Raw genomic sequence first — 24,933 nt, 5'->3', positions numbered from 1 at the left:
TGGCACGGCACCTCGCCGCGTTGTCGGAATCGACCAAGTACGCCCAGTACGAGGCCGATCCTCCGCCTTGCGATGCACCGCACCAACGAGACATCTGCCGCTCCGCGGCGGGCGCAGGCCCGCCCTACGGGCGGACGGCGCTACTTTGAAGACAGGCCCTGGCCCTCATGTGCGTGGAGTCGAGCGGAACAATCCAACTCCACGTACCCCGCCCCATACACAGCAACGAACCAACCCCACACAGCACACCGTCTTGGTGGGGCAACGCGCCGCCGCCTGGGGAGGGCGTGTCGGAGAACGCACGTTTGCCGAGGCGTCCGAGTACTCGGTGGCATGGGCTTCCGTTCTCTTCTGCGAGGTGTCCCATTCGGCTTGGTCGTTACGGGTTGTTCGGGATCAGCTGTTGGGTACTGAGCAATCGGATACTGAACAACTTGGCCAATTCGGGGGGAGCGGCGGCTGTGTCACGTGGTGAGCGCCCACTGGACCCGGGGGACGGGCCCATACTGCAGTTCGCGGCACGTCTACGACTGTTACGCCAGAAGGCGGGCAACCCCGCGTACCGGATACTCGCGGAGCGTGCGCACTACTCGATCGCGACATTGTCCGGCGCTGCTGCGGGGCGGCAACTGCCGACGCTCGCCGTGACCCTCGCATACGTACGGGTGTGCGGCGGTGACGAGGAGGAGTGGGAGAGCATCTGGCGCAAGACGGCCGCGATGATCGCCGTCGCCGCCCCCGTCAAGCAGGACAAGGGAAGACCGCCCTACGCAGGGCTCGCCGCTTTTCAGCCCGACGACGCCGACTCCTTCTTCGGACGCGAACGCCTCGTCGGCGAACTCGCCGCCAGGCTGCCACGGCAGCGCGTTCTCGCCCTCTTCGGGGCTTCCGGTTCCGGCAAGTCGTCGATTCTGCGGGCGGGTTTGCTCCCTCGTGTGCCCGACGCACTGGTGCTCACCCCTGGCCCGCACCCGCTCGAAGAGTGCGCCATCCAACTGTCCACCCTTGCCCGCAACACTCCAGGAGAGCTGCTCACCGAGCTCACCGGCGACCCCCTCGGCCTGCATCGCATCGTCCGTCAGATCATGACCGACCGCCCGTCCGATGCTGAACTCGTCTTCCTCATCGACCAGTTCGAGGAGACCTTCACGCTCTGCTCCGACCCCGGAGAGCGCGCCGCCTTCATCTCCGCCCTCGTCTCGGCCGCCCAGGCCCCCAACAGCCGCTGCCGTGTCGTCCTCGCCGTCCGTGCCGACTTCTACGTCCACTGCACCCACCATCCGGACCTCGTCGACGCCCTCCGGGACGCCCAGATCACCGTCGGCCCCATGACCACCGACGAACTGCGCCGTGCCATCGTCCAACCCGCCCGCCACGCCGGCCTCACGGTTGAAGCCGCCCTCCTCGCCACCCTCACCGCGCAAGCCCACGGCCGGGTCGGCGTTCTCCCTCTCCTGTCCCACGCTCTCCTCGAAACCTGGCGCCGTCGGCGCGGCAACGCCCTCACCCTCGCCGGCTTCGAGGCGGCCGGAGGCTTTGAAGGGTCCCTCGCCCAGACCGCGGAAGTCGCCTACTCCACACTCAACCCTCCACAGCGGCAGCTCGCCCGCCAGATCTTCGTGCGCCTCACCGCGCTCGGTGAGGGAACCGAAGACACCAAGCGCCAGATCTCGCGCGCCGAACTCGACAGCACACCCGACACCACCATCGTTCTCGAACGCGTCGCCGGCTCCCGACTTCTCACCCTTGACCGGGACCGCATCGAGATCGCCCACGAGGCACTGATCCGCTGCTGGCCACGGCTTACCCGCTGGCTGTCGGACGGCCGCGATTCCTTGCGTACGCACCGCCGTGTCACCGAGGCCACGGACCTTTGGGAGTCACTGGACCGCGACCCCGACGCCCTCTACCGGGGCACCCGCCTCGCCGCCGCGCAAGAGCTCCCGGACACCGCGCTGACCGAGCGCGAGCGGGCGTTCCTCGACGCGAGCGTCGCCGCGGAGGCCGCCGAAGCGACGAGGGTACGCCGACGAGTACGCCTGCTCCGCCAATTCGTCGCGCTCCTGGCCGTCCTGTTCGTCTCCGCCAGCGGAGCCACCGTGTACGCCCTGCGGATGGAGGAAGAGGTCACTCAGCAGCGCAATATCGCCCTCGCCCAGAAAGCCGCCGGGGAGGCGGTGGGGCTCCGCCTGCTCAAGCCCTCACTCGCCGTGCAGCTCAGCCTCGCCGGCTACCGGCTCGCGCCCGGGAACGCCACCCGGGACGCCCTCCTCAGCACCATGGCCACCACCGTCAGCGGCCACAGCCAGGTCGTCAGCTCGGTGGCGGTCAGTCCCGACGGCCGTACGCTCGCCACCGCCAGCCACGACCGCACCATCCGCCTGTGGAACGTCACCGACCCGCATCGCCCGGTCGAACTGTCCACGTTCACCGCTCATCCCGACGCCGTCTTCATGGTCGCCTTCAGCCCCGACGGCCGTACGCTGGCCAGTGGTAGCCGTGATCGCACGATCCGCCTGTGGAACGTCACCGATCCCCGCGCCCCGTCCCGTCACGGCACCGCACTCACCGGTCACAGCGACACCGTTTTCTCGGTGACCTTCAGTCCCGACGGCCGCACTCTGGCCTCCGGCAGCTACGACCGTACGATCCGGCTGTGGGACATCACCGAAGTCACCCGGCCCGTAAGCGTGTCCGAGCTGCCCGCTCACACCCTCAACGTCAAACCGGTGGTGTTCAGCCCGGACGGCCGGACCCTGGCCTCCGGCAGCGACGACCGGACCGTACGGCTGTGGAACGTGACCGATCCCCGCCGCCCCGCCCGGCTGGCGACCCTTGCCGGGCACAAGGACTTCGTCGCGGCCCTCGCGTTCAGCCCGGACGGCCGCACTCTGGCCTCCGGCAGCGACGACCGGACCGTACGGCTCTGGGACGTCTCCGACCTCCGAGGCCGCCCGTCGCCCGTCCGTATCCTGCGCGGTCATGGCGACGTCATCAGCGGGCTCGCGTTCAGCCCCGACGGCAAGGCCCTTGCCACCAGCAGTTACGACCGCACGGCCCGCGTATGGGACTTGGCCGGTGCTGAAGCCGCCCCCGCCTTCACCGTTCTCACCGGGCACCTCGGTGCCCTCCAGGCCGTGGTGTTCACGCCGGACGGCAGCAGGATCGTCACGGCGGGCGCCGGTGACAGCACCGCACAGATCTGGGACACCGATACGCCGAGCGCCGTCTCCCGCGCCTGCGCCCAGGACCACCCCCCGATAACCCGAGCCGAATGGGCACACTATTTTCCGGGGCTGGAGTACCAGCCGCCCTGCCCCAAGGAGTAAGGCCGTTCAGCGGCCGTGAAGGCGCTCAGCGCGGCCGGGGCCTGCCCCGGGAGACCGGAGCGGGCAGCGCCTTCCGGTCCAGTTTTCCGTTAGGGGTGAGGGGAAACGCCCTCAACGGGACGAAGGACGTGGGGATCATGAAGTCGGGCAGGAAGGCGCCGAGTTCCTTCCGAGTGAGCGCGGAGTCCAGCATGTCCCCGTCAAGTACCACATAGGCGATGAGACGCTGATCGCCGGGAACGTCTTCCCGCAGGACGGTCGCCGCGTCCCGCACCCACGTCAGGGAGCGGAGCGCGGCATCGATCTCGCCCAGTTCGACGCGCAGCCCGCGCAGTTTGACCTGGTCGTCGATCCGCCCGTGGAACTCCACGACACCCTCGGCGTCCTGACTGGCGAGATCGCCCGTGCGATAGAGACGGCTGCCGGGAAGGCCCAACGGGTCGGGCACGAACTTCTCCGCGGTCAGTCCGGGACGGCCGAGATATCCGCGGGCCAGTCCGACTCCGCCGATATGCAGTTCTCCGCGTGTCCCCGCGGCGACGGCGTCCCCGGTCTCGTCGAGGACGTGCAGGCGCATGTTCTGGATCGCCCGGCCGATCGGCACGGACGTCCGCCCTTCGAGGGCAGCGGGGTGGCAGTGCCACGCGCTCACGTCGATGGCGGCCTCGGTGGGGCCGTAGAGATTGTGCAGCTCCGACCAGGGGAAACGCCGAGTGAACTCCCGTGCGGTGTCGGCCGGCAGAGCCTCGCCCGAGCAGATCACCCGGCGCAGGCTCGTCGCACTCCCGATCCCCGGCTCCTGGAGGAACACCCCCAGCATGGAGGGGACGAAATGGGCGGTCGTCACTGATCTCTCCACGATGAGATCCCGCAGGTACGCCGGATCTCTGTGGCCTCCCGGCCTGGCCAGTACCAGGCGCGCGCCCGTCATGAGCGGCCAGAAGAACTCCCATACCGACACATCGAAACTGGTAGGGGTTTTCTGGAGCACCGCGTCATCCGCCGTGAGGCCGTACGTCCGTTGCATCCAGTCGATCCGGTTACGGACCCCCCGGTGACCGTTGAGCACGGCTTTCGGCTTCCCGGTGGAACCGGAGGTGTAGATGGCGTAGGCGAGGTCGGCCGGGCCCGCCCGCCGGGCGGGTGGCGCCGACGTCGGCGCCTCCCACAGCGACGCGTCGTCCAGGAGCAGCACGCGCGCGCCCGGGACCTTGTCGGCCAGATGACGCTGGGTGAGAACCAGCGGGACCTCGGCATCGTGTGCCACGAAGTCGTTCGCCATGAAGGAGAGTCGATCCGTCGGATACTCCGGGTCCAGGGGAACGTACGCGCCTTGGGCCTTGAGGACACCCAGCAGCCCCACGACCAGCTCGGGTGAACGTTCGGCGCAGACACCCACCAGTACCTCGGGGCCGACACCGTGCTGCCGCAGCACGTGCGCCACCTGGTTGGAGCGGACCTCAAGCTCACCGTACGACAGCGTGCCACCCTCGTACTCCACCGCGATGCGCCGGGGTGTACGTGCGGCTTGTTCCTCGAACGCGTCGTGCAGCGTGGGCCACGTGGCCTCCCCTCCCGCGCTCCCCGTTGAGCCCGCGTCGGTGGCTGTGCCCCCTCTCCGGCCGCGCGGGCGCAGATCCGTCCAGACCGTTTCGACGAACGCCAGGCACCGCTCCCTTTCTCCGTGACAACCGGTGTCCGCCCAGCCGGCGGGCACCTGCCGCTCCAAGGGCCACAGGGCGTACTGACCCTCCTCGTTGACGACGACCCGGTAGCGCCTCACGTTCCCTGTTCTCCCTTCCGGTCCACCGCGACCAGGCGCAGTTCGCAGGTGTAGCGTCCGTCCGTTCCATCGGTCAGCCACGTCTCGTGGAGGTCCGGCAGCATCTCGGTGAGCCCCACACTTCCCCCGGCGTCCGCCGCGCGCTTGAGCCCCCGCGCGAACAGATCGACCAGGACGAGGCTGGTGAAGTCGACGAACTGCGGCTTGGGCTCGGTCGGCAGTGAGTAGAAGCACCGCTCGGGGATGGCGTGGCGGGCACGCCAGCGCCGCGCGCCGAGAAAACGGTCGCCGCCGTCACGCTGTCGCGCCCACTCCAGTTCCGCGGCGTCGAATCGCCAGCTCTCACGCGCGACCACCAGTCTGTCGACGGTGACGCGAGGGTGATGTCGGGCCGGTGTGAGCATGCTGAAGCCGTTCATCGCCGCCCAGCCGAGAGTCTCGCCGAGTACCTCGAACAGATCGAATTCCCTGCCGTCGAGGCGGGACACCACTCGTAGTCGGCCCGCCCGGTCGATGACGTCCAGACAGCCCGCCGGAAGCAGCCCGTCGGGCCTGTCCACCACATCGGAGAACATGGTCCAATACGTGAACTCCGATGTGTACAGCGCCGAAGGATGGGTGCGTGAGTTGACCCCGCTGGAGTTGCGGGACGGCAGGGACACCACACGCCGGCCGGCATGGTCGGCCGCCTCCGCGGCCCGCAGCCAGGCCGGGTCCCGCGCCTGCGCCACGAAGGCCCGTGCTTCGAGCGTGTTCGCGCTCACGTGCAGTTCCCCGAGGACCGCGAGGAACTCGCCACGGGCGATGGCCTCCGGGCTCCCGGCCGCGATCATGAGGTCGGGTGAGTGCCGCAGCGCGCCCGACCAGCGTGCCGCGGGAGAGGCGAACTCCCGCAGCACCGTCTCTCGCAGGGTCGAGGCACTCACCTCGTATCTGCTCAGCCCGGACGGGATGTCGAGAATCGCCGACCACTTGCGCCGCAGCAGGTCGGCGGACCGTTCGACGAGCGGCGGCAACTGTTTGAACGAGAACACCAGGTCGGGTGTGAGCGCCGCCAGCAGACGGGCGAGCGGCACGCTCTGCCGACCGGTGCGCGCACAGATGCGGGAGAAGACCTCCCCGAACCGCTCCTCGTAGGCACGCGCCACCTCCCAGGTGAACCAGCGGGCGCTCTCCAGCAGCAGCTCCAGAGGCGCCGACACCGCGTCCAGCAGCGGCTTGCCCAGGTCGATCCGCACGTCTCTGACGGTGTCCTCGTACACCGGGGTCCGCCCCGCGTACATCGCGCCCGGCCTCCGGTTCGCCGCCACGCCCGAGACCTCGCTGAACGCCGTGTGCAGATCGGCCATCGCCGTGCGCAGCGCCCCGGGGTCGCCCGCGGCCCGCGCGACCCGGCCCCGGGCCTCGTTCAGATCCGCCAGGGCGGCCAGGGCACGGTCCCGGGGCCCGGACGCCGGCAGGCCGGACAGGTGTTCACGTAACTGCTCCTCGGGACGTTCACCCGGGGACACCCGCAGATCGGCGACGAGGATGCCCCGGTCCCGCAGGTCGTCCAGAACGCGCAGGACCTCCGGGGCGGGAGCGCACCCCTCGTGGCGGTCGGCGACATGGTCGGCGACCTCGGCGAAGTCACGGGAGCCGTCGCAGGCCCGCACCACCAGCCGCTCCAACTCGGACAGGGCCACGTGCCTGCCCGAGGCGGTGATGACCGTCCCATGGAGCACGGCGTTCTCCGGAGAGGGGACCGGTCGCAGAAACGGCTTCAGCCCCGGATCTCCGGCGAACGCGTCGGCGACGGCGTCGATGGCCCAGTGCTCGAAGTAGACGGTCCTGCGGGCCAGGAGCGTCGGACCGGTCGTCACCCGCAACGGCGGCGCCTCGTCGGTCAGCCGCGCCCACCCCACCGGACCGAAGAAGCCGATCGAGTCGTTCTTCAGCGCGTATCTCTGGAGATAACTCGTCGCGGTCAGCAGCCTCTTGCGGTGCTTCGAAGGCGGGACGCCCCCGTCGAAGCACGGCGCCAATGCCACGTTCTCCACGGAGTTGACGACGGCGTCGGGGTTCTGCCAAGTGACGGCTTCGCGGAAGCGCGCGTCCCGGCAGACGACGGCCAGTCGGTCCGACACGCGCTGCCAGGCCCGCGCGTAACCCTCCTGGTACGACGGGGAGGGGGGTGCGGTGTCGCCCTCCTTGTCGGCCAGGCGCGCGAACTCGTCGTCGGTCACCGCCAGCACCCGGTCCGCGGTGAATCCGGCGCTCCGCACGGCCGCCCGTCTCCAGAGCGACCAGGACGTGCCGGAGAGCGGCGTCAGATGAGACGTACGGTCATCACTCACCGGACGCCCGCCGCTTCTCGATCCTGACCGGGAGCGTCTCCAGACCGTGGTTGATGGAGGTGTCCGCGATCCACTGGAGCTGCCGCGGCTCCACGGCCAGCTCCATGGACGGCACACGGCGCAGCAGGGTCTCGAAGGCGATCTGTCCTTCGATCCTTGCCAGCGGCGCTCCCAGGCAGAAGTGTGCTCCGTGGCCGAAGCCCATGTGGCGGTTGGGCGAGCGGGTGATGTCCAGTTCGTCGGGGTTCTCGAACTCGGCCGGATCGCGATCGGCGGCACCCACCGACAGCAGGACGAAGCTCCCCTTGGGAATCTCCGTGCCGCCGACGGTCATGTCCTCGGTGGCGAACCTTGGGGTGCCACGCTCGACGGGGCCCTCGAAGCGCAGGAACTCCTCGATGGCGGAGCCCATCAGCGACGGGTCCGACCTGAGCAGGTCCAACTGGCCGGGGTGGCGCAGCAAGGCCAGGATTCCGTTGCCGATGAGGTTGGACGTGGTCTCGTGTCCGGCGATCAGCAGGAAGATCAGCGTGGACACCAGCTCGTCCTCGGTGAAGGATCCATCGGCGTCGGCCTCCCGGACGATGGCGGTGATCAGGTCGTCGCACGGCGCTTGCCGTCGAAGCACCATGAGCCGCGAGAAGTACTCGTGCACCGCCTCGCTCGCCGCACGGCGACGGGTGGCGATCTCGCCCTCGACGAAGGCGGACTGGTTGAGAACGAAGGCCCACTCGCGGAATTGCGGGCGGTCCTCCAGAGGCACGCCGATGAGTTCGCAGATCACCGTGAGAGGGAGGGGAATCGCGAAGTCGGCGCGCATGTCGACCTCACCCGACTCGGGGAAGGCGTCGATGAGGTCGTCGGTGAGTTTCTGGATCTTCGGGCGCAGCGCCTCCATCCGCTGATTGGTGAACGCCCTGCTCACCAGCCGCCGCAGCCGGGTCTGTTCCGGCGGATCGCAGGTGACCATGCTGTACGCGAGGACCGCGCTGTTCTCCAGCATGCGTCGGTGGAACCAGGCGGGCCCGTTGTCGAGCCGCTTCGACAACCGGGGATCGGTGAACCCGGCCCGGACATGCTTGTAGTCGACGACGAGGTACGACTCGGCGGTCGGGGGGAAGTCGATGCGGTGCACCGGGCACTTTCCCCGCAACTCCGCGTTGGGCGTGTAGGGATCGGCGGCGTACTCGGACGAGGTCATGTAGTCGGAGGGCAGGATCTCGTTCATCGTGACTCCTTCGCTTCGTCGGCGGGGCGGCCGGAGGGACCGGCCAGCAGCCCGGCCGCGAGCCTCCGGTGGTCCGGGGCTTCGGTGTCCGTGAGGCATTCGCGCAGACCGGTCACACGGTGGCGTGCGCCGGCGCAGTAGACATCGGCCAGGTCCTGGGCGTCCGCCCGCCCCGCGACGGCGAGCGTCGCGGCACGGGCAAGTGCCAGGCACCCGGTCAGCAGTTCGTTGGCCAGTCTGTTGAGCAGGATGAGAGGTCGCGCCTCGGCGTCCGGGGCGGCCGGATCGGGCCGGCGCCGTACCAGCGCGCGGCACAGAGAGGGGAACTCCTCCACCTCCCGGGTGAGAGCGCGCAGATGGTGCCGGTTGCGGGCGGAGAGCATGGGCGGTCCGCAGTCCGTGGGCTGCCGGCGGCCGCCGTCACGAGGGGGCGAATCCGGTGGCACGGTCGAAGCGAGGTAGTGCGGCATGATGTGCCGGCGGGCCATGACCTGGTCGAAGTGGAAATCCACTCCGCCGGCGATACGGAAGGCCCAGCTGTCCCGCAGGGCACGTTCGACCGGGAACAGACGGTCGGCTCCCCGCCGTTGCTTGCTCCGGGCCGTCTCGTATCCCTCACCCGCCAGCAGTGCCACCGTGCGACTCACGACCCGGTCGGCGATGCCGGTGCCGATGTTCTTGATCGCGCTCTGTTCCAGGGAGGTGTCCGCGCGGGCCGTCCCGGCCGGCGCGAGCAGCACCCATTCCGCCACGGCTTCGAGGGCGAAGACCTCGGAGGCGGTCTCCGCGAGCTGCCGCTGGATCTCGGCGTAGGCGCCGAGCGGGCGGCCGTCGATCACACGCTCCCGGACGAACCGCTGGGACCAGTCCAGACACTGCCTGGCGATGGCCAGCGAAGGGGCCGCGGTGAGATGGACACGACCCCCTCTGGCCATGACCGCCGCCGCCGGGGTGAGCCGCACGGTGTCGTCCTCCGGCCCGGTCACCACGCGTTCGCGGGAAACGACGACCTGGTCGAGGACGACCCGGCCGATGGGGAACCCCCGGATACCGGCGAAGTCCTGCGTGGTGATGCCCATTCCGGTGGTGCGGGTGTCCACGACCAGCAGCCGGCGGCGCTCCGCTCCGCCTTCCCGCACGGACGCCGACACGATGAGATGGTCGGCGATCGGGGCGTTGCCGACGAAGAGCTTCTCACCGTCGAGCAGGTAGCCGGAGCCGTCCCCGGTCGGTGTGGCCGTCGTGAACCGCCGCAGGTTGGAGGCTCCGTCGGGCTCGGTGTCGGCAAGTCCCGAGATGATCCCCGCCCGTACGCGTTCGCGGACGAAGTCGCGCAGTGGCCCCGGCCGCAGGTGAGTGAGCAGAGCCGCGAGTCCCAGGCCGTTCTCGACCGCGAGGATCATCGCGGTCGGTACGGAGCGAGCGGCGGCGGCGGACACCATACGGAAGATGTTGAACGGGGAGAGTTCCAGGCCGCCCATACGGGCATCGAGCCCTGCCCGGAGGAAACCCCCCTCGCGCAGTGCGTCCAGCAGACCGTCCGGCAGCGCTGCCGTCCGGTCCGTGCCATCGGGCTCGGCTCGCTCCTCCAGCAGGGTGCGCAGATCGCCGATCACCAGATCCCCGGCGCTCCTCTCATGCGCGTCCTGGCAGGGGAACGGGTCGAGGAGATCCCAGCGGAGCCGGCCGCGATGGATTGAGCCGAGAAAGGAGACGCCTTGATCGGACGGACCGCTCATGTCACTCCCATCCCGTCGACGTGCTCGGCGGCCCCGGCCACCGGTGCCGCGCTCTCCAGCGACCACCGGATCGTCTCGGCGAGTTGTCCGACGTGCGGCTCGGCGAGCATGCTCCAGTGGCCGCCACCGACCGGACGCACCCGAACACCACGGGGATAGACGGCCCCCAGGCCGACGCGCTGCGACTCCGCGTACGCGGTGCCCCGTGTCGTCAGGAACACCGCCGGGCATCCGAGCGCCCGCGGCCGGTACCTCCACAGGGCGCGGATGTTGGCGTTGAACAGGCGGCGCGACCGGGGCGCTCCACGGACCAGTGCGCCCACGGTCCCGTAGCCGAGGGTTGCCTGAAGCTGGAGGCGCAGGCCACTTCGCAGGAATCCCGGGACGGACGCGATGGGGAGTCCGCCGGTGGCGGGTACATGGCCGTCCAGGAGCAGCAGCGACCCCACTTCCGCACCGGACGCCATCAGCTGGTGTGCCATCTCGTGTGCCACGACGGCGCCGAAGGACCACCCGCCGAGCAGATACGGTCCGTGTGGCCGGACCCGTCTGAGTACCTCGATGTGCCGGGCGGCGATGTCCTCGATCGTGTCCCGCCCCCGGGGGGCGGCCGAGGTCTCCAGACCGTAGACGGGCCGGTCGTCGTCCAGCCGCTTCGCGAGAGCCCGATAACCGGCGGTCGTGCCGAGCCCGTCGGCGGCCAGGAACAGTGCCGGCCTGCTCCCCGCGGCGCGGAGAGTGACGAGGCCGGGCGTCTGCCGTTCCGGTGTGCCGGAGGACATGCCGTCAGGGCCAAGGGACGTGCCGCGCCCGGCCAGTTGGACGAGCCGACCGAAGGTCGCCTTCGCGGAGAACTCGGCGACCGGCACGTGCCGGCCGGTGTGGTGTCCGACCCGGTTCATGAAGTGCACGGCCAGCAGCGATTCGCCGCCCAGGGCGAAGAAGTCGTCGTGGTCGTCGACCGCCGATACGCCCAGCGTCCGGCACCACAGCCGCTCCAGCTCGTGCCGCAGCTGTTCCTCCGGGGCGGCGGATCGCCCGGCGGTCGCTGCGGCCGTCACTTCTCCGGCCGGTGCCCGGGGAGCCTCCGAGGCTTCGGGGTCCCGCGAATTCAGGGGATGAGCCGGCAGGGAGCAGCGGTAGGGATCACCGGCGCTCGTCAGAGTCTCGAGCGGGATGTCCAGACCCCGCTCCCACAGGGTGCCCAGCGCCCGCAGCAGACCGGTGTCCCCGGGAGCCGCGGAGTTGGCCAGGGGGACGACGCCCAGTCTGTCGGCGTCCCAGCCGTCGGCCTGCCGCAGCCCTCCGAGCATCGAGGCGCCGGGTCCCAGCTCGATCAGGACGTCGCAGCCGTCCGCCAGGACACGGTCCATGCCGTCGGCCAGCCGCACGGTGCCGCGCAGATGCCCGGCCCAGTACTCCGGGTCCCCGGTCAGGTCCGGATCCGTCCAGGTGCCCGTCAGATTGGAGATCAGGCGATACCGGGCCGGTTGATGGGGGACGGCGGCGACCGCCGCCCGCAGCCGCGCGGCAGCGGGCTCCATCAGAGCGGAGTGGAAGGCGCGTTCGGTCTCCAGGATCCGTGGTTCCAGGTCCCTGGGCGACGCCGGGTCCGAGAGGAACCCGGTGATGGCTTCCTCGGTGCCGGACAGCACGGTGCTGCCCGGCGCCGTGACGGCGAGAGCTACGCCGGGGTGGCGGGCGAGCAGCGGGGCGAGCCGGTCCGGGGTGGCGTTGACCGTGGCCATCCGCCCGCGCGGCGTGTCCCGCATCGCCTGGGCACGTTCATGGACCAGCCGCACCGCGTCCGGCAGCCTCCATACGCCGGCGAGGGCGGCGGCGGTGTACTCACCGATGCTGTTGCCGAGCAGCGCGGCAGGCTCGATGTCCCAACTCCCGAGCTGGCGGCCGAAGGAGTAGCCGAGGGCCAGCAACCCCAGTTGCTGGTGCACCGTGTCGGTGAACCAGGCGGGATCGGTGCCCGTGGTCACGACCGGTGAGAGATCGAGGGCGTACCGCAGGCGTGCCTCACCGGCGATTTCGTCGAAGTTCTCCCGGAACTCGGGGAGCAGACGGTAGGCATGCGCTCCGACACCGTCGCGCAACAGCCCCTGTCCGGGCAGGAGGAAGGCGACCTTCGGAGTGGTGGACGGCATGGCCGTCCGACTCACGGGGGAGCGGAGCCGCTGTGCGGCCTGCTCCGGGCCTTCCGCCACCACCGCCAGGCGGTGAGGGAAGCGACGACGGCCCGCGGCGAGTGTCCATGCCACGTCCGCCAGGTCGGAGCTGTCCCCCGGAGGCCCGTTCCGCGCGGAGTCAAGCCGGTCCGCCACGGCGTCGCGTGACTGTTCGAGAGCGGGAGCCGATGCGGCGGACACCGCGAGCAGACGGGCTCGCGGGGGTGTGGTGCGCGGCGCCCGCGCCGGTGCTTCGCCGAGCACGGCATGGACATTGGTGCCGCCGACTCCGAAGGAGCTGACACCGGCCAGACGTGCGCCGTGTGTCGCCCAGGGCATGGTGTCCGCGGAGATCAGGAAAGGGGTCTTCTCGATCTCCAGCAGGGGGTTGGGGCTCTGATAGTGGACGGTAGGGACGAACTCCCCGTTCCGCAGCATCAGCGCCGTCTTGATGAGGCCGGCTACACCCGCCGCCGCGCCGGCATGTCCGATGTTGCTCTTCACCGAGCCGAGCCGGCAGTAGCCGGTAGCTTCCGTCGCCGCGCGGAACGCCTCGGTGAGCCCCCGTACCTCCACCGGATCGCCGAGACGCGTGCCGGTGCCGTGCGCCTCGATGTAGCCGATGTCGGCCGGATCGACTCCTGCCAGCCGCTGCGCGAGACGGATGACGTCACGCTGGCCGGTGACCGAGGGAGCGGTGTAGCCGATCTTGTCCGCGCCGTCGTTGTTGATCGCGGAGCCGAGAATGACCGCGCTGATCCGGTCGTGGTCCCGGACGGCGTCGTCGAGCCGTTTGAGTACGACGACCCCGACACCCTCGCTCGGTACCGTACCGTCGGCGTCGGCGTCGAACGGGCGGCAGTGGCCGTCCCGGGAGAGGATTCCTCCCTCCCGGTACAGATAGCCGCACTGCCCGCGGGACGCGACGCTCACCCCGCCGGCGAGCGCCGCGTCGGATTCGAAGCACAGCAGGCTCTGCACCGCGCTGTGTACCGCCGTCAGCGAGGTCGAACAGGCTGTCTGCACGGTGACGGCGGGCCCGCGCAGGCCCAGCTTGTAGGCGACCCGGGTGGCGAGGAAGTCCTTCTCCCGTCCGATCACCCGGATCAGCGGGTCCAGCTCCCGGTCCTCGGCCAGCCCTGTCGCGTCGGCCCCCGCGTACACACCGATCCATCCGGGGAAGCGCAGTGGGTCGATTCCCGCGTCGTCGACGGCCTCGGAGGCGCACTCCAGAAACACGCGCTGCTGGGGGTCGATGGTCGCGGCCTCCGCCCGGCTGTATCCGAAGAAGGACCAGTCGAAGCGGTGCGCACCGGGCAGTGTCCCCTTGGCCGGCACGAACCCCGCCCGCCCGGTCAGTTCCCCGTCGGCTCTCTTCGTCCGCAGTTCGCCGGGCGAGAACCGGCGGATACCCTCCTCGCCGGCGCGCAGGTTCGCCCAGTACGAGGCGAGGTCGCGCGCGCCGGGAAACCGGCAGGCCATACCGACGATCGCGACCATGTTCTGCCCGGTCATCGGTCGCTCCCCGATACGGGACGCGGAGCCCGTGCCCGCCGAGCCTCCAGGGCCAGGTCCGCCCGGTCCCCGCCGGCGTGCGGGACCGGTGGCACGTCGGAGTGCGATATCGGTGGCACGTCGGCGAGGGAGCGGGCCAGAGCACGGACAGTGGGGCTGGCGAACAGCCGGTGCATCGGGATGTCCCGTTCGAGGTCGGCGCAGAGCTTCGCGTGCAGGGTGACGAGCAGCAGCGAATTGCCTCCGGAGTCGAAGAAGTTGGTGTCCATCGAGACCCCGCTCGTTCCGAGGACCGAGCACCACACCCGCGCGATACGCCGCTCCAGTTCGCCGCTCGACCGGGCTCCCGGCTCCGCCGCGCCGGGGCGGGGAGCTGCGGCGGGGCGGGGAGCCGCAGCGGATTCCGGCCGTGACGCGGCGGTACGGGCGGCCGACCGCACCTCGGGGTCGAGCGGGCCCATCTCGTTCATCCGCAGACCGGGCCGCTCGCCCACGACGCCGAGAAGCCGCCCCAGCGAGCCGGCCAGCGCTTCCGCGGTCGCCCGGTCGAACAGCTCGGCGCTGTACTCCAGCGCGCCGTCGATGCCGGCCGGCTCCCCGTCGCGGTCATGTCGCTCGTGGCACACGAAAGTGAGATCGAACCGTGCGGTGCCGGTGTCGACAGGCTCCCGCACGCTGATGAGGCCGTCCAGCTCGACCACCCGCTCCGGAGTGCCGAAGACGGACAGTGCCACTTGAAACAGGGGATGACGGCCGCTCACCCGGGCGGGGTTGAGCTGTTCGACGACAGATTCGAAGGGGAGGTCCTGACGGTCGTAGGCCCCGAGATCGACGGCGCGTACCCGTTCGAGGAGTTCCTCGAAGGAAGGATCCCCCGAGGTGTCGACGCGAAGGAGCAGCGCGTTGAGGAAACAGCCCACCAGATCGTCGAGCCTGCGGTCGGGCCTGCCGACGGCCGGAGTGCCGATGGGGATGTCCGTGCCGGCGCCCCACCGGGTCAGTGACGCGGCGAGCGCGGCCTGCACGACCATGAAGAGCGTGGTCCCCGTGGCGCGGGCCAGGCCCGCCAGCCGCTCGTGTGTTCCGGCGTCCACATGGAAGGGGACGGTGCCGCCGCGGGCGACCGGCCGGGTCGGACGGGGGCGGTCGGCGGGCAGCGGGAGTTCCTCCGGCAGCCCGGCGAGCGTGGTTGCCCAGTAGGCGGACTGTTTGGCCAACGGGGAGCCCGGGGCGGTGGCTTGCTCAAGCGCCGCTCGCTGCCAGAGGGCGAAGTCCGCGTACTGGACCGGCAGCGGAGCCCAGGCCGGGGCGCGACCCGAGCGGCGTGCCCGGTAGGCCGTACGCAGATCGTCGCCGAGGGGCCGCAGTGACGAGGCATCACCGGCGATGTGGTGCAGCACCAGCAGCAGAGTCTGCTCGCGCTCGTCAGTCCGGAAGACAGTCGCCCTGAGCGGAGGCTCGGCGGACAGGACGAAGCAGTGTGCGGCAGCGTCGGACAGCGCCCGGACAAGCTCCGCCGGGCCGGTGCGGTGGATTTCGAGCACCGGAGGGGCGTCCCGCGGGTCGAGAACCAGTTGGAAGGGCGTGCCCTCGTCGTCACGGTAGACCGTCCGTAGGATCTCGTGCCGGGCGATCACATCACCGAGGGCGGCACGCAGTGCCGACGTGTCCAGCGTGCCGGTCAGTCGAACGGCCATCGGGATGTTGTAGGTCGCACTCGGCCCCTCCAGCCGGTGCAGATACCAGAATCGGCGCTGCGCGGGGGAGAGGGGGAGCCGCGCGGGACGCGGGCCCGGGGCCGGCAACGGCCGGCCGGCGGCGTCCGCGCTCGCCAGCCTGTCGACCAGCCCGGCCGGTGTCGGTGCCTTGAACAGGTCGGTGACGGAGACCGTGACGCCGAGGGCCTCCCGGATCCTGGTGGCGACCCGTGCGGCCAACAGGGAGTGGCCGCCGAGTTCGAAGAAGTCCTCGTCCGGGCCGACCACGGACTCACCGAGGGCCTCGGCGAACAGATTGCAGACGATCTCCTCACGTGGCGTGCGCGGCTCGACCGCGACGAATTCCGGGGGTGATTGGGGGACCGGCAGCGCGTCGCGGTCGAGCTTGCCGTTGGCGGTGAGCGGCAGTCCGTCCAGCAGGACACAGCGCGCGGGCACCATGAACGACGGCAGCCGCTCCTTCAGATAGCCGAGCAGCGACTCGGCGGTGACATCGGCCGTCCGGTCCACCGTCACCGCGTACGCGACGAGTTCCGGTTCCGAGCCGGTGTCGTCGCGTACCAGCACCGCGGCCCTGGACACCAGGGGATTCTCTTCGAGTACGTGTCCGACCTCGCCGGGCTCGATGCGGAATCCGTGGAGTTTGACCTGGTCGTCACTTCTCCCGAGGTAGTCCAGGTCGCCGTCGAACCGCCGGCGGACGAGATCGCCGGTGGCGTACATACGGCTGCCAGGCGTACCGAACGGGTCGGGCGGAAAGCGCTCCCGCGTCAGTTCGGGCAGGCCGGCGTACCCGCGTGCCACGCCCGCGCCGGCGAGGTGGAGTCGGCCCACGGCTCCCGGCGGAACCGGACGCAGCCTCTCATCGAGGACATACGCCCGCGTGTTGTCCATCGGCCTCCCGATGGGGACACCGCCGACCGGCGACGCGCCGCCGGGCTGCAGCCGGAAGCATGTGGCGAAGGTGGTGGTCTCCGTCGGGCCGTATCCGTTGACGACGGTCAGCTCCGGGCAGACGTCCCGCACCTTCCTCACCGCGTGGGCCGACACCGCCTCACCGCCGGTCCACACTTCGTGGGCGCCGTTCAGACACCCCGGATCACCTTCGGCGAGGGCGGCGAACAGCCCCGCGGTCAGCCACAGGGAGGTGATCCGGCCCGCGCTCAGAAGACGGCGGAGCCCCGGGGCGTCCACCTCTCCCTGCGCGATCACAACTGTCCCGCCGGACAACAGGGGAACCCACAGCTCGTAGGTCGAGGCGTCGAACGCGTGGGGCGAGTGGAACAGCACCTTCCGGTGGGCTTCGCCCCGCCAGCGGCGGTCGTGGGCGAGGGCCACGATGTTGCGGTGTGTGACCTCCACCCCCTTCGGTACACCGGTCGATCCGGAGGTGTGCATGATGTACGCCAGGAACTCCGGAACGGTGCCGGGATCCGGCGGACCGCCCCGCTCCGCGTCGTCTCCGGGTGCGGAGGTGTCCGAGTCCGGACCGGTGCGCAGCACGGTGCGGCCCACGCCGATCTCGTCCGCCCGGGCCTTGGTGCTCCGATCGGTCACGATCACGGACGCGCCGACGGAGTCCAGGACGGTGAGCATCCGCGCCGGCGGATACCGCGGGTCGAGGGGCACATAGGCTCCGCCTGCCTTCAGTACGGCCAGGAGTGTCACCACGAGATCCGCGGAACGAGCCATCAGGACGGCGACAGGGGTCTCCTTGCCGACACCGGCGGCGACGAGGCGGCGGGCCACGCGGTCCGCGCGCACGTCCAGTTCCGCGTAGGACAGCTGGTCCTGTCCGGAGTCGACGGCGATCGCGTGCGGGGTCTCGGTCACTCGCCGGTGGAACAGTTCGGGGACCGTCACGCGCGGAAGGTCCACCGCGGTGTCGTTCCACTCTTCCAGCACGGTGTGCCGCTCCGTCCCGGTGAGCAGCTCCGCCTCGGCCACCCGCCGGTGGGGGGCCGCGTTCGTGGCGTTTCGCAGAAGCCCCAGCAACCTGTCCCGGTGGGCGTCGAGTTCACGCCCCGGACAGCGCCCGGGGTGCGCGTCCAGGTCGATGCGCAGCCCGCCGTCCGGCGTGGGATAGCAGCAGACCGACAGATCTTCCGTGGGGGTGGTCTCGAAGTGCCGCAGTCGCGCCGCGCGCCCGTCGAACTCGGGGGAGGTCCCCACGGGCACGTAGTTGACCATCGGTCCGAAGAAGGTGCCCTCGCCCGCGATGAACCGACGGCGCGCCTCCTCACCGCGGTAGCGCTGGTGGCTCCGCGTGAGGGCGATCTCGGCGGAGATCTGTGTGCCCAGCTCGGACCAGGTCGTTTCCGCTCCCACACGCAGTCTCAGCGGGAGCACGTTGGTGATACGCGCGGGAATCGCTCGGGCGGTCGAGGTCTCCCGGCCGCTGAGGACGAGACTCAGCAGGACGTCGTCGGTCTCGTGGACGCGTGCGAGGTACGCCGCCGTCGCGGCCGTGACCAGTCCGAGCCAGCGTGTGCCCGCGCGGTCGGCCGCGGCCCGCAGCCGGTCCATCTCGGCGGGGGTCAGTTCGATCGTGCGTCGTACGACATGCCGCGCCATTCCGTCCGGGCCGCCGGAGGACGCGGCGAGGGGAGTGGGCCGGCCGACGAGGCGTTCGGCGAAATACTCCTGGTCGTTGTGGAACTGGGCCGATCCTTCGTACGCGGTCTCTTCCCGGAGGTAGTCGTCGAGCGAGGGGAAGGGGGAGTCACCGAGCGGGTCGCCTCCCCGCAGTGACGCGTACACCTGGGCCACCCGTCCTACCAGGAGGTTGATGCCCGCACCGTCGACGATCAGCTGGTGGTACCCGACGTACCAGAAGAAGCGGTTCGGGGAGAGGCCGATCAGTGCGAAGTCGAAGAGCGGGCCATCTGTCGCGTCGTAGGGACGTGTCCTGCGCGTCCGCATCCAGCTCTCGGCCTCGGCCTCCGGATCCGAGGCGGAACTCAGGTCGACGAAGGGAAGTTCCCAGGAATCCGCGCCGACCACGACCGTCTGCCGCAGTTCCCCGCCGCTCTCTTCGATGCGTACGCGCAGCCCTTCGGCCTCCGCCACCGCGCGGCGTACGGCCCGCGCGAAGAGCGCGCGGTCCAGACGGGGCGGCAGTTCGAGGCAACAGGCCATGTTGAAGGCCCGGTTGTCGGGATCGGTCAGTTGCGCGAACCAGATCCCGCGTTGGGCGGCTGTCAGAGCCAGGGCGACGTTCTGCTTGTTCTCCACGGCCATCCTTAGGTCTTCAGATCCCGGTCGTGCGTTACTTGGCGGCGGCCTGCTCCGGTCTCGGCAAGGTCCGCATGTGGCGAGACAGGGTCGGCAGGGCGGCCACCGCCGCGACCAACGCGACGGTGCCGTAGACCCACGTCGGGCCCCCGAGGTCGAAGATCACGCCCACGCCGAGGATTCCGATGGGCTGAGCCATGAGCCCCAGGAACAGCACGGCACCGATCACCCGGCCCTGGAGTTCGTCGGGCACCAGCGCGGCGACATAGCCGAAGAGCAGCGCGTTCGTCGCCGGGACGAGGGCGAAATGACAGCCGAGGATGATCCCGAGGGGAAGCACGCCGGGAGTGACAGCCAGCAGGATGCCGGCCGTCGGTGCCCACCAGGCGGCGGTGAGGATGATCGTGGACGGCCTCAGGCGCTTGAGCATCGGCGCGGCCAGGAACGCGCTGAGGAGGCCCATGATTCCCGCGAGTGAGAGGGTCAGCCCGATCAGGGACGCCGAGGCCCCACGGCTCTGGGCCGTGGCGATGATGGCCAGGAAGGCGCCGGTGTGCACGAAGGCCATGTTGCAGCCCGTGATCCAGATCATCATCGAGCGGAGAATGGGCTGCCGGGCGATGATCCGGAAGCCTTCGCCCATCCCCTGCCACCGGCGTCCGGAACCGAGCGCCGCCTGCATCGGCTTCTTGATGCACAGCAGCAGGACGAGCGAGACGGTGTGGACCACGGCGTCGGCGATGAACGGCAGCGCGCGGGTCATGGCGAAGAGCGAGCCGCCGATCGGGGGGCCGACCACCGTGGTCGCGAAGAATCTGATCTGGTTGTGAGCGGTGGCGGAGGACAACTGCGAGGGATGAACCAGCTGTTTGATCCCGGCCAGCGCCACCGGCTGCCCGATCCCCAGACATACGGAAGACGCGATCACCAGAGCCAGGATCACCACGATGTTGGTGCGGTCCGTGATCACCAAGGCGGCGAACACAGCCGCCAGCACGGCTCTGGAGGCATCGCACCAGATGAGGATTTTGCGTCGGTCGAACCGGTCGGCGAGCATCCCGCCCGGTACCGACATCAGCATGGCCGCGACGAACTGAGCCGCACCGGCGGTACCCGCGTAAGTGGCCGAACCCGTGATCGCCAGGATCAGCAGCGGATAGGCGACTTCGGTGGACTCCTTGCCCGTGCCTGCCAGGAAGCGGCTGATCCATAATGCCTGGAAGGACCGGTTCCGCGACAGTGGAGTGATCGTGTTCTTCTCTGTGCGCGGAGTCGTACGAGATGTCACATCTTCCTCCGATGCCATGATCCATATGCGCACCCTCGGCGTTGTGCGGGACTTCGAACTGGTGGGGGCTTGGACTCTCCCCACGGAGCAGGTCTAACAGCCGGGCGTTGTTCGGCTTCGGCGTGCTGATGCTGAACAAACGGATGCTGAACAAAGGGATGCCTCCGTCCCGCGGAATGGTGGCCCTGCGTGCCGGGCGGTCCCTGCTGGTGCCATGGATGCGCGCCCCAGGAGCGGCCGTTCCCGGGTGCCACGTGTTCGTCGGCCCGCCCAAGGCGGCAGCCCCGGCACGACCGGGCGGTGGGTTCCTTGATTCCGTTCCTCGACGAATTCGCCGAACAACTGGCCGAGGAGTAGCTCTCCTTGCTGGTCGATGCGCGCCGGGAGCGCACCTGGAGACACGCTCGTGCTCCTGCCGGCGGCGGCACTGTTGCTCTCGGCGCCGCCGGCCTCGCAGCCCAGGCCCTCGGGATGTTCATGCGCTGGACGTGGCTCGGGCAGTGGCGCGGCCCCGTGGGGGCCGGGCCGGCCCCGCCACCGCCGGCGGCGTTATGAGGCGGCCCACCGTAGCCAAGAGTCCGCCGAGCAATTGGCGCTGCCGGCCCAAGCACGGAACCGCATCGCTCTGGCCCCGCCCTCGCGGCCGACCTGGATGGGCGACGGAATCGCGGCGCTCACCGAACGGGTCCGCGTCGAGTATGGGCTGGACCTCGAATTCGGCTGGTCGAGGCTTTGGCCGGTGCTTTCTGAAGAGGCCCGAAGCGTTGTCGAGGCAGTCCGCGACTCTTCGTGACGGCCGTGATCCAGGGCCGCTCAGCGGCCGCCAACCTGGCGCAGCTTATGGAATCGCCAGTGGACGTCCACGGTGCCGAACTGGCTTCCTCCCTCGGACCCGAGGTTCCCGACGGACGCCTCGTACACCGGCAGCGCCGCGAAGCCGACCGTGTACGCGGCGGCGGAGGCCATCACCGACACCCCGCACCCCCGGTTCACCCGCTCGTGCAGGATCTCCCCGACGCGCTGGGTGTGCCGGCGGCCCAGGGCGTACGACGGGCTGCCGAGACCGGAGAACACCCAGTCGGCGCGCCGCAGTTGATCGCGTACGCCGTCCGAGTCCGCTTCCGTGTCGGGCGCGACCACCATGGCCAGTCCGACGCTGCGGCGGAAGTACTCCCGCCCGCCGGCGGAGATGGCGTCCCGGTTGACCTGGAAGCGCTCGTGCGCGGCATCCCGCCCATCCGCTCCCGCCGCGGACGGCCGGCCAAACCGCACGCGGACAAGGGCTACGACTACAAGCACCTGCGCCGATGGCTCCGCGGGCGAGGCATACGCCATCGCATCGCACGCAAGCCCATCGAGTCCTCGCGACGTCTGGGGCGCCATCACTGGGGCGTCGAACCCACGGTGTATCTCACCCTGACCGACAGGCCCTAGGAACGACAGGCCCTATGAGTGGACGACCAGCTCGGTCGACTCGTCGAATCCTGCGCCGTGAGTGCTCATCCGCTGAACAGTGGGTCAGCCGGTGAGTTCCCGGCGAAGGCCGAGATCGGACGCTTCGGCCGGCCGGAGGAGATCGCGACCCGCCGGCGCGCGTCAGTTGCCACCGCTTGGACCGCCTGAGCGGGGGCACCCAGGTCTGTGGCGGGGCGCCGCGCCGGCGGGGCAGCAGTCGCTTCGGGTGGTCGTGGGTGAGGGGTGCCGGCGCCACCGTGGTGTCCGGCGGTGACGCCTCCGGTGCCGACCATCACGACGGGTCTGAAGGAAGCGTCCCGGCGTACTCCGACGATGAGTTCGCGGGAGCACGGGGGTCGGGGCCGTGTCGGGGTACGGACCATCGCTTCGACGGCGTACGACACGGAGCCGTTGGTGGCGGACATGCGGGCGAACGCCGATCGCAGTGCCGCTTCGTCGCGCAGGTCGAGCGCGATGCCGCCCGCTTCGGTTCTGTGCGCCGACCCCCTGACCTTGAGCGCGAGCGGATAACCGGTGTGCCGTGCGCCGGTGACCGCCGTGGGGAACATCAGCCCGTACGAGGAGTACATCGGTGCCGGTGTCGCTCAGCAGCCTGGCGGTCACCCGCGCGACGCGGCGGTTATTCGTACATCAACTCACGTTCCGGGCGGGCCCTTCAGGGGCGGCTGCTCCGGCACCGCCGGGGGCTGAGCCGGTGAAGTCCGGGCTCGTAGGGCCGCGACTTCGTTGCGTAGTTCGGTCAGTTCCCGGTGCAGCGCCTGGATGGCGACGATGGCCACTCCGTTGGCATCGGTGCAGCAGATCGTCCGGTCGTTCTCACCGACCCCGAACGCCTTCCACCAGTCCTGCGCCATCGGGCCCAGGTGGCGTACATGTGGCGGGTCCCAGTGGTACCGCCATGTGCTGACGGGCAGTCGCACCACCTGCTCCAGCACCTGGTAACCGTTGACCGGATCGCTGCCGCGCACCGCGCTCGACTCGGCGTCGGACGCCAGACCGGCCGCGGAAGCACCCTGCCGCAGGCGCGTCCTGGCCAGGGCCGGCATCCATATTCTGGCCAAGAGCCCTTTTGGCCGCCGGTACCTCATCGCTCCCAGACCACCGCGGTGACGTCAGTCTTCAGCCCGCGGTCCGAGAAGAGCAGGCTGCCCCCGCCTCCGCGGTTCTCAGGGCTGTCCACCGGCAGTTGGACCAGACCGCCGGCCACCCCGCTGCTGTAAGCCGTGGCGCCGACCGCCGTGACCCCACGATCCTTGTTGATCATCGTGGTGTCGTACGCGGCGTTGCCGGCCGCCAGGATGTTCGTGCTCGCGACGGCCGGAACGCTCAACGCACCTGTGCCGGTGGCCGCCGTGGCTGTCAGCACCAGCAGACGGCGGGCAACGCGTTTCGTGGGCATCAAGCGTCCTTCCGGTCGGGACGCCGAGTGCGTCCGCGACACCTCTAACGGCCTAATGGCCCGAAAGACACGTAGGGCCGCGGCCCTTCCGGCCCCACGGCAGCGGTCCCGCCCGCCGGTTCCCGCGTACGGGAAGCCGGGGGACACCTGATACATCCATTGACGCGGTCATGCCCCACGGTTAGCTTCGGAAAGCGCTCTCCCTACTGGCGGTACCCCCCTCCCTCGCCTTGACCGTTTGAGGAGCCCCGCGCATGAAGTCACCGAGATCCTTCTCCATCACATCCCTCGCCGCCCTGATAACGATGTCGTGCGGCTTGGTCGGCGCGCTGCCGACTGCCGCCGCCGCGGCGCCCGCAGTCGTGTGCAACACGCACTGCGATGCCCGGGACCCTTCGCTGAGCCCTCAGGACCGGTTGTCCGTGACGACCGTGGTCTCCTCCCGCTCGATCGCCTTGCACTTCAACGACGCGGAAGCGATGGGCTGGGCGTCCATCGACAACGGCGGCTCCGGCGATCACGTGTGGCTGGACCGGTCCATGGACGGCGGCAGGACCTGGTCGTCCGGGAGCCGGCTGGGTGACACCGCGGTGCCGGCCGGGGGACGGGGCTGGCGTACCCAGATGTACAACGTCGACGACTGGAACAGCCGAGGCGTGGGAGCTCTCCGGGCCTGCGGGCAGCCGGCCGGTGGTGGCGCCATCGCGTGTACGTCCTGGGCCCGTACCACGTGGAACGCGGGCGCCAGGAGCACCGCGGCCGCCACCGCCCTGATGATGTCGTTCGACCGCGACAGCAAGCTCTTCGGAGGCAACGGCTGGTGGACCGCGGCCAACGCGCTGACCGCGATCACCGACAACATCCGCATCAGCGGCATGCGCAGCTACCTGTACGCCGTCGCCGAGACGTACGACAGGAACATCAACGCCCAGGGTGGTCAGTTCCGCAACGAGTACCTGGACGACACCGGGTGGTGGGGTCTCGCCTGGATCAACGCGTACGACCTGACCGGCGACAGACGCTATCTCGACACCGCGAGAGCCGACGCGGACCACATGAACGCCAACTGGAACGACACGTGCGGCGGCGGCGTCCGGTGGAACACGAACGGCAACTACAAGAACGCCATCACCAACGAGTTGTTCCTGCAGCTCAACGCGGCTCTGCACAACCGTATGCCCGGTGACACCACGTACCTGGACCGCGCGAAGCGTGAGTGGACCTGGTTCCGGAACAGCGGCATGATCAACAACGAGCAGCTGATCAACGACGGTCTCAACGACGCGTGTGGCAACAACGGACAGCCGACCTGGACCTACAACCAGGGTGTCATTCTGGGCGGGTTGACCGAGCTGTACCGGGCCACCGGCGATACGAGCCTGCTCTCGACCGCGCGCACACTGGCCGACGCCTCCAGCGTCAAGCTCCAGACCGACGGCGTACTCCGCGAACCCGGTGAAGGCGACAACTGCACCGGCGACGGGCCCTCGTTCAAGGGCGCCTACGTCCGCGGGCTCGGGAAGCTCAACCGTCAACTGCCCGACCACCCCTACGCCGCGGCGATCAGCCGCTGGGCGAACAGCGCCTACGACCGCAACCGCAATTCGCTCGACCAGTACGGCCCGCACTGGAGCGGCGGCAGCGGCGCGACCGACTACGGCTGTCAACAGAGCGCCCTCGACCTCCTCAACGCCGCCGACGGCAGCTGACG

Annotated in this window: 13 protein-coding genes and 1 pseudogene; 3 read left to right on the top strand and 11 right to left on the bottom strand. The window is 70.0% G+C overall.

From position 1 onward, the window contains the following. Positions 1–461: 461 nt before the first annotated feature. The gene (locus tag ACFUN8_RS20080) at positions 462–3,329 is read left to right on the top strand and encodes an XRE family transcriptional regulator (RefSeq protein WP_383639136.1); all 2,868 of its coding nucleotides are present in this window, start codon (positions 462–464) and stop codon (positions 3,327–3,329) included. Positions 3,330–3,354: 25 nt separating this feature from the next. Here the strand turns inward: ACFUN8_RS20080 and ACFUN8_RS20075 are convergent, their stop codons facing one another. The 8 genes from ACFUN8_RS20075 to ACFUN8_RS20040 form a co-directional block, all read right to left on the bottom strand. Beyond that, the gene (locus tag ACFUN8_RS20075; protein WP_383639133.1) at positions 3,355–5,112 is read right to left on the bottom strand and encodes an amino acid adenylation domain-containing protein; all 1,758 of its coding nucleotides are present in this window, start codon (positions 5,110–5,112) and stop codon (positions 3,355–3,357) included. Further along, positions 5,109–7,448, bottom strand: coding sequence for a lantibiotic dehydratase (locus ACFUN8_RS20070; protein ID WP_383639130.1), 2,340 nt, complete (start codon positions 7,446–7,448; stop codon positions 5,109–5,111). Before ACFUN8_RS20070 ends, ACFUN8_RS20075 begins: the two co-directional genes overlap by 4 nt. After that, positions 7,441–8,676, bottom strand: coding sequence for a cytochrome P450 (locus ACFUN8_RS20065; RefSeq protein ID WP_383639127.1), 1,236 nt, complete (start codon positions 8,674–8,676; stop codon positions 7,441–7,443). Before ACFUN8_RS20065 ends, ACFUN8_RS20070 begins: the two co-directional genes overlap by 8 nt. Further along, positions 8,673–10,415 carry an acyl-CoA dehydrogenase family protein gene (locus ACFUN8_RS20060; protein WP_383639124.1) on the bottom strand — a complete coding sequence of 581 codons (1,743 nt, stop codon included), beginning with the start codon at positions 10,413–10,415 and terminating at the stop codon, positions 8,673–8,675. Before ACFUN8_RS20060 ends, ACFUN8_RS20065 begins: the two co-directional genes overlap by 4 nt. Further along, positions 10,412–14,107, bottom strand: coding sequence for a type I polyketide synthase (locus ACFUN8_RS20055; RefSeq protein WP_383639121.1), 3,696 nt, complete (start codon positions 14,105–14,107; stop codon positions 10,412–10,414). The genes ACFUN8_RS20060 and ACFUN8_RS20055 overlap by 4 nt, the downstream gene beginning before the upstream one ends. Further along, a complete protein-coding gene (locus ACFUN8_RS20050) occupies positions 14,104–19,059 on the bottom strand; it encodes an amino acid adenylation domain-containing protein (protein ID WP_383639118.1) in 4,956 nt (1,651 codons plus the stop codon). The genes ACFUN8_RS20055 and ACFUN8_RS20050 overlap by 4 nt, the downstream gene beginning before the upstream one ends. Positions 19,060–19,093: 34 nt before the next feature. Further along, positions 19,094–20,365: an MFS transporter gene (locus ACFUN8_RS20045; protein WP_383639115.1), complete on the bottom strand. Its 1,272-nt coding sequence runs from the start codon at positions 20,363–20,365 to the stop codon at positions 19,094–19,096. Positions 20,366–21,160: 795 nt separating this feature from the next. Continuing rightward, positions 21,161–21,619 (bottom strand): hypothetical protein, encoded by a 459-nt coding sequence (locus ACFUN8_RS20040; RefSeq protein WP_383639148.1) that lies wholly within the window; start codon positions 21,617–21,619, stop codon positions 21,161–21,163. Here ACFUN8_RS20040 and ACFUN8_RS20035 point away from each other — a divergent pair. Beyond that, positions 21,563–21,754: pseudogene (locus tag ACFUN8_RS20035) on the top strand (IS5/IS1182 family transposase); the annotation flags it as partial. The gene ACFUN8_RS20040 and the pseudogene ACFUN8_RS20035 overlap by 57 nt on opposite strands. A 92-nt stretch (positions 21,755–21,846) precedes the next feature. On the opposite strand, the gene ACFUN8_RS20030 reads toward ACFUN8_RS20035, so the two are convergent. The 3 genes from ACFUN8_RS20030 to ACFUN8_RS20020 form a co-directional block, all read right to left on the bottom strand. Further along, a complete protein-coding gene (locus ACFUN8_RS20030; protein ID WP_383639112.1) occupies positions 21,847–22,392 on the bottom strand; it encodes an acetate--CoA ligase family protein in 546 nt (181 codons plus the stop codon). 66 nt (positions 22,393–22,458) lie between these two features. Further along, complete coding sequence (locus ACFUN8_RS20025; RefSeq protein WP_383639109.1) at positions 22,459–22,884, bottom strand: tail fiber domain-containing protein; 426 nt, start codon at positions 22,882–22,884, stop codon at positions 22,459–22,461. Between the two features lie 23 nt (positions 22,885–22,907). Then, on the bottom strand, positions 22,908–23,222 hold the full coding sequence (locus tag ACFUN8_RS20020; RefSeq protein WP_383639106.1) for a hypothetical protein: 315 nt from the start codon (positions 23,220–23,222) through the stop codon (positions 22,908–22,910). A 305-nt stretch (positions 23,223–23,527) separates the two neighbouring features. On the opposite strand from ACFUN8_RS20020, the gene ACFUN8_RS20015 reads away from it, so the two are divergent. Next, positions 23,528–24,931 carry a glycoside hydrolase family 76 protein gene (locus ACFUN8_RS20015; RefSeq protein WP_383639145.1) on the top strand — a complete coding sequence of 468 codons (1,404 nt, stop codon included), beginning with the start codon at positions 23,528–23,530 and terminating at the stop codon, positions 24,929–24,931. Positions 24,932–24,933 lie beyond the last annotated feature (2 nt).

Source organism: Streptomyces sp. NPDC057307, from assembly GCF_042667665.1.
Lineage (GTDB): Bacteria > Actinomycetota > Actinomycetes > Streptomycetales > Streptomycetaceae > Streptomyces.
This window is presented reverse-complemented; position numbering and strand designations above follow the sequence as displayed.

What these genes read in the sequence shown, in the direction of transcription:
- ACFUN8_RS20030 (WP_383639112.1), bottom strand. Translation starts at nt 22,392, where the DNA reads ATGTACTCCTCGTACGGGCTGATGTTCCCCACGGCGGTCACCGGCGCA.
- ACFUN8_RS20015 (WP_383639145.1), top strand. Translation starts at nt 23,528, where the DNA reads ATGTCGTGCGGCTTGGTCGGCGCGCTGCCGACTGCCGCCGCCGCGGCG.
- ACFUN8_RS20020 (WP_383639106.1), bottom strand. Translation starts at nt 23,222, where the DNA reads ATGCCCACGAAACGCGTTGCCCGCCGTCTGCTGGTGCTGACAGCCACG.
- ACFUN8_RS20045 (WP_383639115.1), bottom strand. Translation starts at nt 20,365, where the DNA reads ATGGCATCGGAGGAAGATGTGACATCTCGTACGACTCCGCGCACAGAG.
- ACFUN8_RS20055 (WP_383639121.1), bottom strand. Translation starts at nt 14,107, where the DNA reads ATGACCGGGCAGAACATGGTCGCGATCGTCGGTATGGCCTGCCGGTTT.
- ACFUN8_RS20060 (WP_383639124.1), bottom strand. Translation starts at nt 10,415, where the DNA reads ATGAGCGGTCCGTCCGATCAAGGCGTCTCCTTTCTCGGCTCAATCCAT.
- ACFUN8_RS20065 (WP_383639127.1), bottom strand. Translation starts at nt 8,676, where the DNA reads ATGAACGAGATCCTGCCCTCCGACTACATGACCTCGTCCGAGTACGCC.